Below are 18,507 nucleotides of genomic sequence, written 5' to 3'. Positions count from 1 at the left end.
ATCCGCCGTTCAGGCTTCATTTGCGAGTTCTTGCAGGTATTTTCCGTAACCATTTTTTTTGAGTTTCCCTGCCTGTTCCAATAATTGTTGTTTGGTCAGCCAGGCTTGGTTGAAGGCGATTTCTTCGAGGCAGGCTATTTTATAGCCTTGGCGTTTTTCGATGGTTTCCACAAAGTGGGCGGCTTCTAGCAAGCTTTCGTGGGTACCAGTATCTAGCCAGGCGAAGCCCCGGCCCAGGAGCTCTACGTTCAGCTTGCCTTGTTCCAGATAGGCCCGGTTTACGCAGGTAATTTCGAGTTCGCCACGGTGGCTGGGTTTTACCTGTTTGGCGATGGCTACCACGCTGTTGTCGTAGAAGTAGAGGCCGGTTACGGCGTAGTTGGATTTCGGGTGTTCTGGCTTTTCTTCGATGGAGATTGCGCGGTTATTTTCGTCAAATTCTACGACACCAAAGCGATCTGGGTCTTTTACCTGGTAACAAAATACGGTGGCGCCTTCAGTGCGCTGGGCGGCTTGTTTCAGTTTGGGCGTAAAGCCTTGCCCGTAAAAGACGTTGTCGCCCAGCACCAGGCACACGCTATCGCCACCAATAACTCTTCGCCCACAATAAAGGCTTGAGCCAAGCCATCTGGGCTTGGCTGTATTTCGTAACTTAGGGAGGGTCTGATTAACGCCCGATTCTCCGCTGAATCGCTTTTCAGCTCGAAAAAAAGCCATTTAACCTGGGTTCAGGCGTAATTACCCCCTTCAGTTGTTCGTTTTTTGCCCGTTTCCCGCCATTTTGGCGGAATTCGGGCCCACTGGCCCTACGCCAGTAGATATTTTTCACCGATCATCAAGTTGGTGAATGCGGCCAGCAGGTGCAGCCGATGGGTGTTTTTTGATAGGCCACGGTAGCGCACCTTGCTGTAGCCAAAGACTTGCTTGATGTACCGGAACGGGTGTTCCACTTTGGCCCGGATGCTGGCTTTGATTTTCTCGGCCTTTAACTTATCCGCATCTAGCTTCTTGCGAGTGCCAGGGCGCTTGGCAATGAACCAGGACACATCTTTACGATGCTTATGCTCAGCCCGTTTTTGGATGCCCAAGTAACCGGCATCGCCGAATACCCGCCGCTCATCACCGTGCAGCAGCTTGTCGGCGGGTACGATGTCGTGGACGTTGGCGGCCGTGGTGTCGATGCTGTGAATCAGCCCGAGTGTGTCGTCGACACCAATGTGAATCTTCATGCCGAAGTACCATTGGTTGCCCTTCCTGGTCTGGTGCATTTCTGGCGGTCCGCCGATGCGGTCACGCTGGCCGCTCTCATTCTTGGTGGAGCTCGGAGCCGAAATCATGCTGGCATCCACAATGCTGCCTTCGCGCAGCATCAAGCCATTCTTCTCCAAGTGCTTGTTCACCTCTTTGAACAACACCTTGCCAAGGCCGTGGCGTTCCAGGAAATGACGGAACTTGAGAATGGTGGTTTCGTCCGGCAAACGATCCAGCTTCAGGCCAGCGAAGCACCGCATGGATTCGATCTCGTACAGCGCATCTTCCATCGCCGGATCCCGATGTGTCGGACCACTAAGCTTGTAAAACAGTTGCATGCAGTGAACCCGCAGCATGGAAGACAACGCGTACGGTGGCCGACCGTTCTGGCCCATGGTGGCGGCGAATCCTATGCGGTTAGCGATGGCTGCATTATCGCTGATTTTGGAAAGTTATTCAGAGGTTCCTTAGCTTCTTCGCCGCTCCTCAGGCTCACCGTGACTTTTTTGCCTTTCTCTTCCAGGCTTAGTTCCGACCGGCGACTGGCATACCGGATGTTGGTTACCTATATACGCAAGCATTTACAATGCCGCTTTGCATCCGGTACACCCGCACATCACTGGCTGCCAGCGGCAGTACGCTGTCTATTTCATCGTCGTATCGGCTTTTGGCAAATCATCAAGATGCGGATTTGCCAAGCCCATCCTCATACTCAGATCAACCACCAAGCCCAGCAGGGTTTTGTAACCGTCACTCAGCTGCATAAGATCCAGCGTTTCGCCGTTGATGGTTACCGCCAGCCGTAACGGGTTTACTTCAATATGAGGGTTGCTGATGGCCGGGAATATTGCACTAATCGCGGCGCGCACGGCATCCAGCTCTTTGAGGGTGACATCAAAGCTGCGTTTTTCCTTCTGCAGACGCTGCTCTTCGTTTTCCTTGTTATAAAACCAGACAAAGGCAGACTTGAAATTACCTTGCGCCTCTAGTACCTGCTTCAATGCTTCCATTCGGGTGTGGGATTTCGGAAAGCTTTTTTTGTCGAGATAGGCTCCCAGCGCTTTCAGCCCAATCGTCGTTGGTGTGACTTTTGCCGTGGCTTTGCTTTTGTCTCACCGCTTGATTCTGTCCCATTTCAGGCCATCTTTGGTTGAAAGCGCTATCCGCGCATAGGGCGCTGGAACATTATTAACCTGGCGAATATCGCCATTTGTCTTGAACGTTATCCCCCGACACCAAGGGAAAATGCGTTAACGTGCGTCTGGAAGGCCGTCTACTGAACAATCTAAAATTCGGGTAAGTTCTTGCTGATCCTCACCACTAAGCTCTATTTTTGTATTTATTTTCACGATTTCCCCTTGTACCTCATTTCAATTTCTTTGCGTTCAGCGACTGCTTCATAAACTTGCTCCGCTTCCTTCTGCGAATACTCCTCTAACCGCCAACGATTGGTATTAGAGAAACTCGCCTCGCCGGAGTAAGCAGGCACCTGTTCCGCACTCACTCCGCCCTGCGCAACCAAGCGGCGGGTTATTTCGTTGTAGTAATACTCCGGTCGCGGACAGAAGTCTTCGTACTGAACAACCAGCTTCTCATGCTCTGGCAAACCAGCAATGCCCTTCTCCACCGAGCGGTTGATGGCGGCAATCTGACAGGCTAAGGATTCCAGCAGGTCTAGGTCTTTGAAGTTCGCGCATTCCTTGATATTGAAAAAAGTGCCAAGTGTTGATGTCGCTATACTGGCACTTTGGTATAAAGCGAGGAGTTTTTACTACGCCTCAGCTTATGACCTCTATGCTTTATTACTTAATTATAAACTCAACAATTTTCTCAGGCGTATCCAGAACCTCAGCCTCATCGTCACTAATAGCAACCCCAGCGGCCTCGCCCACGTCCATAATCACCAACATCAAATCCAGTGAATCCACACCCAGATCCACAAGTGTTTTGCCCATCTTGTCTTCAGACATCTCCAGATCTTCAACATTTTTTTCCAGCATGGACATAACGATTTTTACAGCTTTTTCGCGGTTCATAATATTTCCTATCAGCTCGATTTTACTTCTTCATAAATTGCGGTGGCCCAGGACAGCCCCACACCAAAGCCTGACATGAGAATTCTTTGCGGACTATTGTCCAGCTCTGTTTCCAGCAACAGCGGAATGGCCGATGAAACAGTATTTCCTGTTTCGGAGAGTCTTATGGGTGCCTTATCACTAGGAATACCAGCTCTTTTTATGGTGTTCTCCAGCATAAAACGACTGCCCTGATGCAGCAAAAACAGGTCAATGTCATCTGCAGTCAATTCTGCGGATGCCAGCGTGCGTTTGATCTGCTTTGGCACGTCTTGCAAGGCAAAGTTGAAAACCGCCCGACCGTTCATTTCCAAACCATGGGCTGTTTTCTGAAGCGCCTCGCTGCCGGCACCTTTGGTGGCGAATTTTGCTGTGGAAAGTTTGTAACGTGGGGTGTCGCTGATCAACGTAACAGACGCAGCATCGCCAAAAAGGAGACACGTATTTTTATCTTCCGGATCAAGAATTCGGGAATAAGGGTCGCAGGTAAAGAGTAATCCCTTTTTCATCCCGCTCGCAGCCATAAAAGACTGAATCACACTCAACCCATATACATACCCGGAGCATCCCAGCCCGATATCGAAGCAGGCGCATTCTTCCGGTAGCTCCAGAGCAGCGTGAACCAAAGCTGAGTTGTGCGGCAAGCCACCATTGTCAGGGTTTTGAGTACACAGAACCACGCACTCAATCTCTGACTTATCAATATTCACTTTTTTACATAGGCGATCAAAGGCTGCAACGCTCGCGCTCACAACGCTGTCCGTCTCTTCAAACCGAGGCAGCGTGGCAACGCCGATTTTCTGTTCGACAAAGTCCCTGTCTGTCTCGAAGCGATCTGCCTGTTCCAAATTATTGACTCGGCCTTTCGGGAGGTAACTCGCTACCGACTGAATCCCTAACATGAGTGGTTCCTCTTGCTCTGATGTGTCACGAAAAGTACATATCAGCGATTTTCTCGCCATTAACTAGGACATCGCTGCAAGTTAGCCGTGTGCCCACCTGCTTGGTGATGCGAAGCTCCACTTTATCCATAGCCGGAATTGGGAATCGACCATCATATCGGGAGAAGACCCATTTCTTGGTGCTATCCACGCAGTCCTGATGCATTTTCTTGCAGAGCGATACGAGCAGTTCAATTCTGTCCGTATGGTGAGGGTTGTTCTGAGCGATGGACTTATCTCCGACGATGGAACCACGGCATGCTTCGGGCTCATCAAATTCCTGTCGCACCGCTTCTTCGGTTTCGGTAGCTGCATTGATGCACAATGGGTAACTCTCGCCGTTAGGCCCAGCTATTTTAGCGACTACCGCATCCGCTGCCGTTGGCGCACGCTCCTCGAGTATACAAACTGAGTTGTGGATCATGTGTTTGAATGACACATTGATCTTGCTTTCCATCAATCCTCTTTGACCGGCTGCGTCAACCAATGCGTTAAACAAACTGGTTCCTTGGATATAATTTCGGCTGCCCTTGAACACAACTTTCAGCACTTCCGACATGACAACTCCTAGCCTATCGTTTGGGGCCGGTTTTAAGGCCCACCATTCGCTTGGCGGGATTACCGAACATCGAATGGTTCGACTCAACATTTTTGACCACAACACTGCCCATGCCCAGCGATGCTTTTGCGCCAATCACCAGATTGTCGCGAACACTGACGCCCATTGCGATGGTCACACCAGCGTGAACCGTTGTATGGCCGCCAAGCAGTGAGCCTACAGACATCCAAACCCCATCCTCGACAACGGCCCCATGGCCTACGTTGCAAAGATTACCAATCACCACATCGTGACCAATAAACGTAGGGGCCAGAATGCCACCGGCAATCACAGCATTTGCACCTATTTCAGTGTTGTCGCCAATTGACACACCACCCGCATGGGGAAACTTGAGCAGTCGGCCGTCAGCCGCTCGGTACACTGTCACGCCATCGCTGCCAATCACCACGTTTTCCCGAATGATGGTATTCCTGCCAATTCGTGAGCCACGCTTGATAACGGCTCCGGCACAGATGACGCTCCCCGTATCCACCTCGACGCCAGGCTCGATAACGGCTGAGCTTGCAACCTCCGCTGCGTTCGAAATCTTCGCTTCGCAGGTAAAACCACGCCAGTGAGCATCGATCCCGACAGAATCAATTAACCAAGCCAACACATCCATAAACACAGCTCTGGGATCTGATACTACACAGAACTGGTTGGAGCCTTGAATTGATTCACTCGGCAATTCTTCCGTCAAAACAAAGGAGCCTATTAGTTCTTTACCTTCACCGTAATGCTCGGAGTTAGCAAATACCAGTTGCCTATGGCCACCGGCACGGGAGTCACAGGTGCCGGTCAATTCCAGGTCAGCTGCACCGGTAAGCTTGATGGGGCCAACCAACGTCTCAACAAAAGCGATAATTTTAGAAGAGCTCACCGGTGTTCTAAAAAAGGCTCCCGTTGGCCGAACTGTCACCGAGTAACCTCCAGAACCTTTTTGGATATCATCTCAATTTCTTCAGTCTTCAGCCCGGAATAAATTGGCAAGCAAACAATGCGTTCAGAGAGTTTTCTGGATTCAGAACAAGCCGTTGAATGTGCATCCAGAGAACCTACTGAATCCAAGGATGGATAAAAATAACGGCGCGCAAGAACGCCCGAATCACGAAGCGAGGACAGAAGCTCGACTACCTGAGCCTCGTTTTCCAATGCTACCGGATAGTAGGCATGGTTGTAGCTCGCACCAGTTTGAATGCTCTGCTTTTGAAGGTTGTCCTCAAAAAGCCGGTCGTAGGTATCAGTAACGGCTTTGCGATCTCGGCTGATTTGTTCGATTTCATCCAGAACACACAACCCCATTGCCGCCTGTAATTCGTTCATTTTGGCATTGATGCCCAGCTCTTCAATGGCCTCCGGCCCGGTAATGCCGAAGTTGATCATCTTCTTCGCTCGTTCCAGGTCTTCCTTGCGCTTGAAGATGATGGCGCCACCCTCTCCAGTGTGGAAAAGCTTGGTAGCATGAAAGCTCAAGGTGGCGGCGTCTCCCCATTTGAGCAGGCTTTCGCCTTTGTACCTTACGCCAAACGCATGACAGCCATCGTAGATGACTTTTAGGTTGTGTTTTTGGGCGATGGCCTCAATCTTCTCGACATCGCACGCATTACCAAAAACATGAACCGGAACAATTGCTCGAGTATTGAGTGTAATTGCGGCTTCAATATTTTGTGGATCGAGACACCAGGTTTCTAGGTCGATATCAACAAAAACAGGTTCTACTCCGTCCCACTTAAGAGAACTGGCGGTAGCGATAAAAGTAAAGGGGGTGGTTATCGCTTCTGGCTTTTGACCTGAAGCTGAACCGCTTACACCCAGTACACGATAGGCAACCTGAAGCGCCAGAGTGCCGTTAGCAACAAGTAGCAGATTCTCTACCCCCAGATGTTCCTCCAATCGAGAAGTCAGTTTCTGTACCAGTTGACCGTTGTTCGTAAGCCACTGACGCTCGTAAATGCCATCCAGATAATTGTCGAACTTTTCGCGGCTGGGTAAATAAGGCTTTGTGACAGGTATCATTCAGGCGTATCCCTCAATTTCAGCTCTGGCTTGCGCAAACCATTTACCTTGCTCATCTTTTTTTGAAAGCAGCAGGTCGTCTGTTTTTTCTGGCCCCCACTGGATATTCAAATCTGCATCATCCCAGCGAATTGTGCGCTCATACTCTGGCGCATAAAAATCCGTACACTTGTATTGAAAATCTGCTACGTCACTGGTCACCAGAAAGCCGTGGGCAAAGCCTGGCGGCACCCACATCATGCGTCTGTTTTCTTCCGACAGGTATTCGCCCACCCACTGGCCAAAAGTGGGTGAGCTTTTGCGCAGGTCTACCGCTACATCGAAGACTTCGCCGCGGGTAACTCGCACCAGTTTTCCCTGGGGCTGCTTGATCTGGTAGTGCAGGCCGCGCAGGGTGTTTTTCACCGAGCGGCTGTGGTTGTCTTGTACAAAATTCGCGTTTATACCCAGCGAACTGAACAGTTCGACGTTCCAGGTTTCCATAAAAAAACCGCGATCGTCGCCGAAGACTTTTGGCTCCAGTATTTTTACATCGGGTATGGCGGTGCTGATTATTTTCATATCAGCCTTCCTGCTCGGCCAGTTGCTTCAGGTAGGCGCCATAACCGTTTTTCTTCAGTTCGTCGGCTTGCTGCAGCAGTTTTTGGGTGGTGATGTAGCCCATGCGCCAGGCCACTTCTTCTAGGCAAGCCACTTTCAGGCCCTGGCGCTTTTCCAGGGTTTCAATAAAGTTAGAGGCTTCGTGCAGGCTGTCGTGGGTGCCGGTGTCTAGCCAGGCGTAACCGCGCCCTAATAACTCAACGTTCAAGTCCCCCCGCTGGAGGTAGGCTTGGTTTACGCTGGTGATTTCCAGTTCGCCGCGGTGGGAGGGCTTAACCGCTTTGGCGATGTTGATTACGTCGTTATCGTAAAAATACAGGCCGGTCACGGCGTAATGGGATTTTGGCTTGGTGGGCTTTTCTTCGATAGAGATAGCGCGCCGGTGTTCATCAAATTCCACCACGCCAAAGCGTTCTGGGTCGGTTACCCGGTATCCAAACACGGTAGCACCGCGTGGGCGCGCTGCGGCGCTTTGCAATAGTTCGCTAAAACCTTGGCCGTAGTAGATGTTGTCACCCAGTACCAGGCACACGCTGCTTTGCCCTATAAACTCTTCACCGATGATGAACGCCTGCGCCAAGCCGTCTGGGCTTGGCTGAACAGCGTAGCTTATGTTCACGCCAAATTGTGCGCCATCGCCTAGCAGGCGTATAAAACCCGCCTGGTCTTCGGCGGTGGTGATAATCAACACCTCGCGAATGCCCGCCAGCATCAGCACCGACAGTGGATAGTAAATCATCGGCTTGTCGTACACTGGCAGCAGTTGTTTGGAGATAGCACGGGTGATGGGGTACAGGCGGCTGCCTGAGCCGCCGGCCAGAATAATGCCTTTCATGGATGTTCCTGAGTGGTTAGTTGCAGGTGTCGTTCGGTTACGCGTGCTGTGCCATGTGCTTGAAGATCTGGTTTCTTTCAGTCAGTTGGGTGTAGGTGCCGGCATCCACAACGGTGCCCTTGCTTAATAAATAGATGATGTCGCACTGCTTTACGGTGGCCAGGCGGTGGGCAATCATGATGATGGTTTTTTGGCCGGCGAAATCGTGGATGGCGTCCATGATCAGTTTTTCGGTAATGCCGTCCAAAGCGCTGGTGGCTTCGTCTAGAATCAGCACTTCGGCGTCGTGGTATAGGGCTCTCGCGATGCCTATACGCTGACGCTGGCCGCCGGACAGTTGCACACCGCGCTCCCCTACTCGTGTGTTCAAGCCGTCTGACAGCTCCTGGACCAGTTCTTCCAGGTGGGCCATTTTGGTGGCGCTGCGGACCTTTTGGTCGTCTATTTCATGTTCAGGCAGGCCGAAGGCGATGTTTTCGCGAATGCTGCTGTCCGCCAGAAAGATGGATTGCGGTACAAAGCCCAGGGTGTTCTGCCAGGCGCGCAGGTTGTCTTTGGTAATGGGCTTGCCATCTACTAATAACTGGCCTTGTTCGGGCTGCATCAGGCCCAGTACCAAATCAATAGCGGTGGATTTGCCAGAGCCGGAAGAACCTACCAGGCCAATCACGCTGTTAGCGAATATAGTGATATCCAGATTTTTCAGCGCGGGGTTTTTCTTGCCTGGGTAGGCGAACGTCACGTTTGTGAGCTGAATGGAGGTTTTAGGAACCAGGTGCGTATTGCTTGTTTGTTGAGCCGTTTTCGCTTCTACAGATTCGTTGACTGCGCTGGCTTGCAGGTCGCCTTTTATGGCTTCGAAGGCTGACATATTGCCTCGCATTCCAGATAGACTGCTGTAAATCTGCTGAAACGCGGGCAGCAGTTTGAAGCCTGCCAGTGCGTACACGGACAACACCGGCAGAATAGTTCCCAAATTACCCTGGTGGCTAGTCAGCAAATACAGGATCAAGAAGATCACGCAGCCAAAGGCCACCAGTTCCATGGCGAAGCGTGGCACCTGGCTCATCACCCCATTGGTGCCTTGGGCGTGGGCGAATTGGCTGCTGGCTTTAGCAAAGCGGCTGATGAAATCTGGCTGCCGGCCTAATAGCAGCGTGTCTTTTATGCCGCCAAAGCCTTCGGCCATTAATTTGAATCTTGCTTTCTGGGTGCGACTGATGGTTTGGCCGTTGGCCATTAATCGTTTGCGCACGATGTAAAACAACAACCAGTAAGCTGTGGAAAAAATAGCGATGCCGGTGATCGCCACGGTGGGGTTGTACAAAAATATGCCAACGGCCATCAAGATGGCCATTACCAGCTTTGCGTTCATCTGCATAAAGGGATTAATAATGCCCCCTGTAACCCGACCACACTCCCCCATAATCTGCTTGGTCAATTCACTGCTGCTGCCACTGGCATGAAACAACCAGGGCTGATGCATGTAATGTCGATACAAGCGGGTGCTCATTTCCGCGCCGATCCGCGCGCCGTACATCAACATGCGCCACGTAGTAATTGTTGAAATAACGGCCGCCAGTGTCAGCAGGCCCATTACTCCAATGCCTACCCAAAACAAAAACTGCTCTGGCGAGCTGGCGCCGGTGACGTTGTAAATCTGCGCCAGGCGGCCATCGCCTTGCAGTTGGCTCATGTCGCCGACCAAAGCCATAAATGGCCCGATGGACACCACACCGGCAATTTCAGCGAAGGCCATCAATACAACTAACAGCTGAAGTTTGATGAGCTTTTTGCGCTGTTGTTTGGTCAGAAGGCGGTAGAGTTCTAGCAGTTGTTTCAGCATATAGGGTGTTTCACTATTTCCATCAGTGCCCGCGTCACGCCTAACTTCCAGTGGGGCAAGGTTAGGCCAAAACGGGTTTGCAGCTTTTGGGTGTTCAGGCGTGAATTCAGCGGGCGTTGGGCCGGCGTAGAGTAGTGTTCGCTGGCGATCGGCATTATGGACTGCTGCGTTGCGGTGACCGGGGCGCCTAGGGCTTGCAGGGTTTCGGCGATGTAGCGGGCGTAATCACACCAACTGGTGTCGCCGCTGGCGGTCAGGTGGTAAACGCCGTTGTCGATCATGCCGGCGCGGCGGGTGCGCAGGCAGTGGGCGGTGATGTCGGCAATCAGTTCTGCCGAGGTGGGCGCGCCAATTTGGTCCCCCACTATGTTCAAGCTAGGCTTTTGCTGCACCAGGTTAGCCATGGTGTTGACAAAATTGCGGCCTTGGCGGGCGTACACCCAGCTGGCGCGAAAAATCATGTGGTGGCCGCCGGCCTGTTGTATGGCGTGTTCACCGGCCAGTTTGCTTGCGCCGTAGGTGTTTAGCGGGTGGGTGCTGTGGTGTTCTTGCCAGGGCAAGTCGCCGGCGCCGTTAAACACGTAATCGGTGGAATAATGTACGAGCAAGGCGCCTACGGCTTTGGCAACTTCGGCCAGTACACCGGGGGCTGTGGCGTTTATGCGGTGGGCCAGCTCTGAATTTTGTTCGGCGGCATCTACGGCGGTGTAGGCCGCGGCGTTTACAATCACGCTGGGGCGCAGTGTTTGAATGGTTTGCTGCAGGCCTTCGGGGTTGGCTAAATCACCGCAAAGGCCGTTTTCGGTTTCGCGGCCCAGTGCCACCACCGAACCCAAGGGCGCCAGTGCACGTTGCAATTCCCAGCCTACCTGGCCGTTTTTGCCCAGTAGCAGGATGTTCATGCACTGGCTCCCAGGCGTTCACGCTGGTAGCTGCCGTTGGCGATGCGCTGGCACCAGTCTGTGTTGTTCAGGTACCACTGCACGGTTTTGCGCAGGCCGGTTTCAAACGTTTCTTCTGGCACCCAGCCCAGTTGCTGCTGGATTTTGCTGGCGTCTATGGCATAGCGCTGGTCGTGCCCCGGGCGGTCGGTTACGTGGGTGATCAGGTCGCGGTAGTGGGTTACGCCTTTGGGTTTGGCGGGGGCCAGTTGTTCCAGCAGGTCACACAGGGTGTGTACTACCTCTATGTTGCGTTTTTCGTTGTGGCCGCCAATGTTGTAGGTTTCACCCACCTGGCCTTCAGTGACGACTTTATAGAGGGCGCGGGCATGGTCTTCCACGTACAGCCAGTCGCGCACTTGTTCGCCCTGGCCGTACACCGGCAGAGGCTTGCCTTCCAGGGCGTTCAGAATCATCAGCGGAATGAGTTTTTCCGGAAAATGATAAGGCCCGTAATTGTTAGAGCAGTTGCTAATCAGCACCGGCAGGCCATAGGTACGGTGCCAGGCGCGTACTAAATGATCGGAACTGGCTTTACTGGCCGAGTACGGGCTGCTGGGGGCGTAAGGGGTGGTTTCGGTGAACAGGTCGGTGGTGCCTTCCAGGTCGCCGTAGACTTCATCAGTGCTGATGTGATGAAAGCGGAACCCAGCTTTTTTGTCGCCGTTCAAGCTGTTGTAGTATTGGCGGGTGGCTTCCAGCAGGGTGTAAGTGCCAACGATGTTGGTACCGATGAATTCCGCCGGGCCGTCGATAGAGCGATCAACGTGGCTTTCCGCCGCCAGGTGCATAATCAGGTCGGGCTGATGGCTGTTCAGCACCGCGTCCATGACCGCACGGTCGCAGATGTTGTGGTGTTCAAAGCGGTAACGTTCGCTGTGCAGGGTGTCGGCCAGGCTGTCTAGATTGCCGGCGTAAGTCAGTGCATCCACGTTCACGACCTTGTGAGGGGTGTTGCGGATGATGTGCCGCACCACCGCGGAGCCGATAAAGCCGGCGCCGCCTGTTACCAGTATGTTCATAGTGTTTTTCTTACTTAGTTTTTTCGGATTTGTAGTTGTAGTTATAGTAGCGGTAACTGCCATAACCGTAAGCCGAGGCTTTCTTGACGATGGCGTTGAACACCACGCCTTTTATGGTGACGCCGTTAAGTTCGAAGCGTTTGCGCGCCAGGTCGATTTCTTTGGCGGGGTTCAACCCAAAGCGGGTGACCAGCATGGTGGTGCCGGCGTATTTGCCGACAATGGCTGCGTCGGTTACCGCAAGTATGGGCGGGGTGTCTATGATCACCAGGTCATACTGTTTGGAAGCCTGTTCTAACAGATCAGCAAAGCCTTTACCCATTAACAGTTCCGAGGGGCTGATCGGGGCCGAGCCGCGGGAGATAAAGTCCAGCGTGTTGGCGCCGGTGTTGCGCACCACTTGTTCCAGACTGGCGTTGCCCAGCAGTACCGCCGACAGGCCTTTACCGTTGGGCACGCCCATCGTGATGTGGGAGGTGCCGCGGCGCAGATCGGCGTCTATCAGCAGGACTTTTTGGCCGCTTTGCGCCATTAACACCGCCAGGTTGGTGGATAGGAAGGTTTTGCCGACGTTGGTGCTGGGCCCGGTGATCATCAGTACGTTGTTGCTGGCCCCCAACATGGCAAAGTGCAAGCTGGTGCGCAGGCTGCGCAGGGCTTCAACCGCTGAATCTGCCGGGTTGATCACCGCTAACAGCTGGGATTTTTCGTCGCCGTGGTCGGATTTTTTGCGGCGTTTGGATTCCAGTTTTCGCTGGGTGGTGGAAAACGGCACGCCGGAGTAGACCGGCAGACCCATTTTTTCAATTACTTCGGGGTTTTCTACGCCGCGGTTAAAGGCTGCGCGGCCCAGTGTGAGTAAGCAGCCGGCGATAATGCCCGCCACCAGGCCGATCAGGGTGATCATCGATTTACGGGGTTTGATGGGGCCCGAGCTGGATACGGCTTGGTCTATTACGCGGGTGTTGCCTACGGCGCCGGCCTTGGCGATGTCTAGCTGCTGAATTTTTGACAGCATTTGCAGGTAAATGTCGTTACCCAGTGCCACGTTGCGGCGCAGGCGAATGAGTTCCTGCTGGGTTTGTGGCAGCCGGGCGATTTCTTTTTCAAGTTCTTGCTGACGGGCTTCCGTTTCGGCGATGCGGAACAACCAGTCTTGATAGGCTGGATGATCGGGCTGGTATTTGCCCTGAATGTCGCGGCGCTGGAATTTCAGCTCGGTCAGTTGTTGTTGCAGGCGCACGGATTCACTGAATACCACGCTGACTTCGGCGCTGATGTCGATGATGCCGGCCCGAATCTGATAGTTGTTCAGGCGTGTTTCAGCGGCTTCCAGGTCTTCTCTTACACCCGGCAGGGTGTCGCGCAGGAAGTTCAGCGATTGCACGATGGGCGCGCTGCTGCGCTCGATGTTTTGTTTAACGTAGAGGGCGGCCACGGCGTTCAGGATGGATTCGGCCACGGCGGGGTTTGGGTGTTCCAGGAACAACCGCAGCATGCCGGACCCTTCTCGCCCCGCGGCAATGTTGAGGCGACCTTGCAGACCTAAGATGGCGTTTTGGCGCCGCTGGCTTTGTACCTGGAATAAGGTGCCGGGGTGAGCTACAAGGGTTTGCACTAAGGTACTAAAGCCGTTGTTTTCGGCCAGTTCGCCCACGGTGCCGGTTAACAGCGGTGCGCCGGCGGTGCGGCGGTCAAAGTTGTCGGGGCTGCCGGGGTACAAAGCCCAGGTGTTTGCACTTTGCGCCTGTAAGGTTAAAGCACCGCCAACCGCCTGTGGTGGCACGTTAAAGCGTGCCAATTCCAGCTGTTCGCCACCCCAGGCGTAACCTTCGCCGTAAAGGGGGTCGGCCAGGGTGCCGGCGGGACCGCTAAAGCGCGAGGCCATGAATTTGCCAATGAAGGGGTAATAATGTTTGGCGGAGAATACGTTCAAGCTAAGCTCGTCTACCACCTGCCCCAGTACGAAGCGGCTTTCAATCAAGGCTATTTCAGCGGCGGCACCGGAGCCGGCGCCGCGCAGGCTGCCCAGATCTTGCACGGACAGCACACCGGAGTTTCCGGGTTCTACCTGAATCAGCGCGTTGGCGCTGTAGATCGGAGTTTGGCTGCTGGCGTATATGGCCGCAATACCTGCGCCCAGTGCCGCGATGGCGATAATCCAGTAGCGGCTGTCCCAGAGCAGGCCTAGCAGGGCCAGTAAGTCGACTTGTTGGTCTTGGGGTGCAGCGGTGTTGGGTTGTTCACTCATTAACGGGGGTGTCCAGGTAGCTAAGCCAGGCGTTGGTGGCTTGGTCAATCAATTGGTCAACGTGGTCAAACGCTTCGCGCTGCTGGCGTACTGGGTCGGGTATGGGTTGTTGTTCGCCCCAGTGGTCCAGCAGAAATATACGGCCGCGGGCCAGCGGTTCTATCCTGTGCAATAGGTCTATGTGGGCCGGTTCCATCACCAGTACCACATCGTGCTGCAGCAGCAGTTCCGAGTTCACCTGGCGGGCGCGATAGCCTGCGGCGGTTAATCCGCGGCTTTGCAATTGTTCTTCCACAATCGGATGCACCGGCGAACCTAGGGGCGGGCGCAAACCGGCGGATGCCACGGTAACGCCACTGCCAGGGCAAAGCTTTGAGCGCAGCAGGTGCTCCGCCAGAGGGCTGCGGCAAACGTTGCCGACGCACACCATCAGCACGCTGTTAAGGTGCATCATTATTACTCGTTATTGATAAGATTGTCGTTAATTGCGTTGATCAGGAAAAGCGGCTGAACGGTGGGCAGCAGCTGGGCAATAATCCGGTTCCAGCGCGCAACCGGCGCGGCGGTTATGTACACAATGTCGCGTTTTTCCAGCATAAACTGATCTGCCAACACCAAGGCGATGGCGTTTTTGGCGTTGAGTTGAAACACTTGGGCCAGTATGCCGCTGTCAGGCGCGGCGCGGCGGACCACAAAGATGCCACTGGCGTCGGCGGTGGTTTGGCTGAAGCCACCGGCCTGGGTGAGCGCGTCGGCCAGGGTTAAGCCGGTGCGGCCGAGGCTAATAGTTTGCGGCCGGCCTACTTCGCCCAGCACAAACACTTTGGCGGCGTCGTCTGTGGCGATGTGTATTGCGTCGTTGGGGCGCAGCAATACGTTTTGGCGGCTATCGCCATTTTCATAGAGCAGGCGCAGGGAATAGCGTATGGATTGCCCGTCACGAATCAGTGTTACGTTGGTCCAGTCAGCGTTTTTGCTAAGCCCGCCAGCCAGGGTGACGGCTTCGAACAGGGTCATGGCTTCGTTAGACAGGTACTGCTTGCCAGGGCTACCCACCGCACCGGTGATGTACACGCTGCTGGAGCGGAAGTTGGTAACGGTTACGTCTAGCACCGGCTTTTGTAAGTATTGCAGCAGTTTTTCCGTCAGCTCCTGGCGGACTTCTATGGTAGTTAGCCCGGCCACGGGTACGGCGCCCAGGTAAGGGTAAATAATGTTGCCGTCGTGGTGGACGTAGTAACCACTGGCCGCGACATCGCCTTCTGCACTTTGGCTTTGCCCGCTACTGATCTGGGAGTGGCTGTACAGCGTAATATTCAGATTATCGCCAGGGCGGACGATGTAATCGTACTGTTTTATTTGCTTGTTCAGCCCGTTGTCTACGACGGGCTGGTCGCTGCCGGGTTTTACCATAGTGGCCACCAGCTGCGGGGTAATGGCGTAGACGTCTACTTGCTGGCTTAGGTCTTGATCGCTGCCGGAATTTTCGGGCGCCGGTACTGACAAATGGCTGCCCGGTATGATGGTGCAGGCCGACAGCACGACACACGCAAATAAGCCGATCACAAAATTTCGTATCATTAAGGAATATATCCGACTGGTTGAAACTTTTTGACTGGGCACGCTACCGCACGGTTTTCACCGGCCTAGGACAAAAAAGATTCCATCAAGGAAATGCAAACCGGCACAATCGCAGGTTTTTGCTCAAAAATTCGCTACTGCAATGTGTTTACCGGCTGAGCGACGCTATGCGTGTACTATGCCCATACTAAGCCGACGCTAAGGCCGACAGCGGCACTTTTACCCTTTGTTGCTTCTGCATAAAGGTGATCAGCACGATGGCTCTTTCATCGCCGTCATAACTTTGAAAAATGGCGTTGATACCGCTAAACGGGCCACCTTCAAGCTTCAACTCCTGGCCCTTTTGAAGGCCGTCCTGATTATTGATGCCGTCCAAAGTTTTCTGTATTTGCTGCATTATGGTGTCTGCCAGCACGGCCGGGCGCCCACCAAAAATGACTACGCGGCTGACGCCACGGGTTGAGCGTATTTTTGACCAAAGCGGATCCTCCGTCTGCATGTTGATGAACAGGTAACCTTTGAACAGTGGCTCTTCAACCCAGGTACGCTTGAGGTTGCGGATGCGCTGCACGGTAATTTTCGGGAAAAAGGATTCGATACCTTGTTGCGATAAATTAACGAATGCTCTGTCGCCTTCCAGCGGTTTGTACTGAACCACGTACCAAGCCATGCCGCGCCCCCGTTGTTGCGCTGAGTAGTTCCTAGTAAAGCATTTGGAACCTCAATTGGAGTACAAAGTATACCGATCAAAATACTCTATACAAGTAACAAAAATCGGATTTTCGTGTTTTTTTGTAGCATTAGTATTCATATTAAGGATTTTCCCGATCGGCTAACGGCCGGACAATTCGTTTTGAATATTATTTGCTAGGTCAGCCAACGCGTTTTGTTCCGCTGGCGTTAGGGTGCCGGCCGCTTGCGCCTGCGTCACTAAATTGGCGGCCTGCTGCAGGCCCTGGGTGCTCATAGCACTGAGCGGGAATGAGGCAACAACTGCCTGCAGGCGCTGCAGAGCTGCGGCAGCCGAGGGCGGGCTAACTGGCAGAATAACAATCGTTGGCGGGGTTATGGTCATTGGCGGGGTTATGATGGCGGTGGGTGGAATAACCGATACTTCCCCGCTGCGGGCAAGCCCGGCGCCAAAGGCCAGTACCAACAGAATGACGGTGTGTAACGCCTGATTAGGTTTCAAAATAAGTCCTCCCAAAACCAGTATCCGGTGATAATCCAGCGGCGGCCATCCAGCCGGTTGGTGACATCGCCCATACCGAGTGTTATTTGGCTGTTGTAGCGCAGGAATGGGCGAATACCCAGGCCTACCATGACCTCGTCGCCACTCCAGGATGTGCTGGCAGAGAAGCGTGAGGTGAAGCCAATGCCGGCGCCAAAAAAGCCGGCCGGGTCGCGTTCCAGATTTTTTACGCCAGTGCCATAACCGGCGCTGAGCATCAGCGGCAGGTAACCGGAGGCGCTCAGGCTGATGTCGATGATGGTAGAGCCGGCAATGAAGTAGTTGCTGTCGATGTTTTTGGCAGAACCCCAGCTTGCCGCGTTAGCCACACCCAGGGCGACACTGCTGATGCCGCTGCTGCCAAATCCTGGTAACTGACGAAACACCCGGGCGCTGACGTTGCCGTCTTCGCCAAAGTCGTTTGGGTCTACACTTAGAATACCAACGCTTAAATCTGCGCCTATCGATTGACTGGCATCGCCGAAACCCAAGCCCACGGCGCCTGAACCGTCCATGCTGGAGCCCTGAACGCGGTCACGCACGTCGGTTATGGCGCCGGCCGCAAACATGGAACCCCCGGGCAGGCCAAAACCGCTGTTGATGCCAAAGGTGGACACGTTGGGCGGCGGTACCGCCATCATGCCCAGTCCGAGGGTGGACATTCGCCGCTGCAGGGCCGCGGACGGCTCTGAGTTGCCGGCAGGCTGAGACAGGCTACGCAGGTAGTCCAAAAACTCCTGTTCTGACAGTGCGTTTTGCCCCTGGGCCAGCGATGCTGGCAACACCAGTGCGGCAACTAAAATCTGCAGAAGGCGCCGTTTACCACTGGTCGCACGGCGGGGGGGTCGCTCCAGTAATACAGCAATGCCTTCTGCAGAACCCGTTTGCGCCACGGATGTTTCCGCAGCGTTTCTAAGCGCTTGGTGCATCAAACAATCTCCTAGGTTTGGGGATCGAAAGCTTCAAAGTTTCCCAGCGTTTCGGGCTCTGCCCCACTGCCGTCCACATTGGAGCCGTCACCGAAGGTGTTGTCGGAAATGCTGCTGTGCTCTAGGCCGCTCCACTTTTGCAGCATAAGATGCCTTGCAGACAGGTCCTGGTTTGCAAAGCCAGCGTGTGATGGGCCTTGCCCGCCAACGCTCGAGTGGTTTTTCGCAAAGTCTGCAAATAGCTCCGCCATTTGCATTAAGTGCTTACGGATGCCACCCATCTGCTCCTACTCCATTAGCGTACAATTTTCTTTAACATGTGCAAAAGTAGTATTTACAGACGGTCAAGTCAAGATGGTTTGCTTTGATTTTGATGAAGGTGGTACTGAA

At 53.7% G+C, this 18,507-nt stretch carries 19 protein-coding genes and 2 pseudogenes; all 21 read right to left on the bottom strand.

Features of this window, described 5'->3' with window-relative positions; genetic code table 11:
• Positions 1-9 precede the first annotated feature (9 nt).
• A pseudogene (locus MIH19_RS05790) lies at positions 10-656 on the bottom strand (sugar phosphate nucleotidyltransferase); the annotation flags it as partial.
• Positions 657-806: 150 nt separating this feature from the next.
• A pseudogene (locus MIH19_RS05785) lies at positions 807-1,643 on the bottom strand (IS5 family transposase); the annotation flags it as partial.
• Positions 1,644-1,895: 252 nt separating this feature from the next.
• The gene (locus tag MIH19_RS05780; RefSeq protein ID WP_249007961.1) at positions 1,896-2,261 is read right to left on the bottom strand and encodes a hypothetical protein; all 366 of its coding nucleotides are present in this window, start codon (positions 2,259-2,261) and stop codon (positions 1,896-1,898) included.
• A gap of 335 nt (positions 2,262-2,596) precedes the next feature.
• Positions 2,597-2,878: a hypothetical protein gene (locus MIH19_RS05775; protein WP_249007960.1), complete on the bottom strand. Its 282-nt coding sequence runs from the start codon at positions 2,876-2,878 to the stop codon at positions 2,597-2,599.
• 175 nt (positions 2,879-3,053) lie between these two features.
• Complete coding sequence (locus tag MIH19_RS05770; protein WP_249007959.1) at positions 3,054-3,287, bottom strand: acyl carrier protein; 234 nt, start codon at positions 3,285-3,287, stop codon at positions 3,054-3,056.
• An 11-nt stretch (positions 3,288-3,298) separates the two neighbouring features.
• Entirely contained in the window at positions 3,299-4,228 is a 930-nt protein-coding gene (locus MIH19_RS05765) for a ketoacyl-ACP synthase III (protein WP_249007958.1), read from the bottom strand.
• Positions 4,229-4,253: 25 nt separating this feature from the next.
• Positions 4,254-4,826, bottom strand: a complete 573-nt coding sequence (locus tag MIH19_RS05760; RefSeq protein WP_249007957.1) for a hypothetical protein — start codon at positions 4,824-4,826, stop codon at positions 4,254-4,256.
• A gap of 13 nt (positions 4,827-4,839) precedes the next feature.
• On the bottom strand, positions 4,840-5,745 hold the full coding sequence (locus MIH19_RS05755; protein ID WP_249007956.1) for a hypothetical protein: 906 nt from the start codon (positions 5,743-5,745) through the stop codon (positions 4,840-4,842).
• Positions 5,746-5,780: 35 nt separating this feature from the next.
• Positions 5,781-6,881, bottom strand: a complete 1,101-nt coding sequence (locus MIH19_RS05750) for a DegT/DnrJ/EryC1/StrS family aminotransferase (RefSeq protein WP_249007955.1) — start codon at positions 6,879-6,881, stop codon at positions 5,781-5,783.
• Positions 6,882-7,442, bottom strand: coding sequence for a dTDP-4-dehydrorhamnose 3,5-epimerase (gene rfbC / locus MIH19_RS05745; RefSeq protein ID WP_249007954.1), 561 nt, complete (start codon positions 7,440-7,442; stop codon positions 6,882-6,884).
• Between the two features lies 1 nt (position 7,443).
• Positions 7,444-8,316, bottom strand: a complete 873-nt coding sequence (gene rfbA / locus MIH19_RS05740) for a glucose-1-phosphate thymidylyltransferase RfbA (protein ID WP_249007953.1) — start codon at positions 8,314-8,316, stop codon at positions 7,444-7,446.
• Positions 8,317-8,353: 37 nt separating this feature from the next.
• A complete protein-coding gene (locus MIH19_RS05735; RefSeq protein WP_249007952.1) occupies positions 8,354-10,162 on the bottom strand; it encodes an ABC transporter ATP-binding protein in 1,809 nt (602 codons plus the stop codon).
• Positions 10,156-11,064 carry a dTDP-4-dehydrorhamnose reductase gene (rfbD, locus tag MIH19_RS05730; protein WP_249007951.1) on the bottom strand — a complete coding sequence of 303 codons (909 nt, stop codon included), beginning with the start codon at positions 11,062-11,064 and terminating at the stop codon, positions 10,156-10,158. Before rfbD ends, MIH19_RS05735 begins: the two co-directional genes overlap by 7 nt.
• Positions 11,061-12,125 (bottom strand): dTDP-glucose 4,6-dehydratase, encoded by a 1,065-nt coding sequence (gene rfbB / locus MIH19_RS05725; RefSeq protein WP_249007950.1) that lies wholly within the window; start codon positions 12,123-12,125, stop codon positions 11,061-11,063. The genes rfbD and rfbB overlap by 4 nt, the downstream gene beginning before the upstream one ends.
• Positions 12,126-12,135: 10 nt before the next feature.
• On the bottom strand, positions 12,136-14,376 hold the full coding sequence (locus MIH19_RS05720; RefSeq protein ID WP_249007949.1) for a polysaccharide biosynthesis tyrosine autokinase: 2,241 nt from the start codon (positions 14,374-14,376) through the stop codon (positions 12,136-12,138).
• A complete protein-coding gene (locus tag MIH19_RS05715; RefSeq protein ID WP_249007948.1) occupies positions 14,369-14,830 on the bottom strand; it encodes a low molecular weight protein-tyrosine-phosphatase in 462 nt (153 codons plus the stop codon). The genes MIH19_RS05720 and MIH19_RS05715 overlap by 8 nt, the downstream gene beginning before the upstream one ends.
• 2 nt (positions 14,831-14,832) lie before the next feature.
• Positions 14,833-15,957 (bottom strand): polysaccharide export protein, encoded by a 1,125-nt coding sequence (locus tag MIH19_RS05710; protein ID WP_249007947.1) that lies wholly within the window; start codon positions 15,955-15,957, stop codon positions 14,833-14,835.
• A gap of 187 nt (positions 15,958-16,144) precedes the next feature.
• On the bottom strand, positions 16,145-16,627 hold the full coding sequence (gene rfaH / locus MIH19_RS05705; RefSeq protein WP_249007946.1) for a transcription/translation regulatory transformer protein RfaH: 483 nt from the start codon (positions 16,625-16,627) through the stop codon (positions 16,145-16,147).
• Between the two features lie 162 nt (positions 16,628-16,789).
• Positions 16,790-17,149 (bottom strand): hypothetical protein, encoded by a 360-nt coding sequence (locus MIH19_RS05700; protein WP_249007945.1) that lies wholly within the window; start codon positions 17,147-17,149, stop codon positions 16,790-16,792.
• The gene (locus MIH19_RS05695) at positions 17,146-18,117 is read right to left on the bottom strand and encodes a hypothetical protein (RefSeq protein WP_249007944.1); all 972 of its coding nucleotides are present in this window, start codon (positions 18,115-18,117) and stop codon (positions 17,146-17,148) included. The genes MIH19_RS05700 and MIH19_RS05695 overlap by 4 nt, the downstream gene beginning before the upstream one ends.
• Before the next feature lie 11 nt (positions 18,118-18,128).
• Positions 18,129-18,398 (bottom strand): hypothetical protein, encoded by a 270-nt coding sequence (locus MIH19_RS05690; RefSeq protein ID WP_249007943.1) that lies wholly within the window; start codon positions 18,396-18,398, stop codon positions 18,129-18,131.
• Positions 18,399-18,507: the final 109 nt, after the last annotated feature.

Source organism: Marinobacter sp. M1C, assembly GCF_023314135.1.
Classification (GTDB): Bacteria; Pseudomonadota; Gammaproteobacteria; order Pseudomonadales; family Oleiphilaceae; genus Marinobacter.
This window is presented reverse-complemented; position numbering and strand designations above follow the sequence as displayed.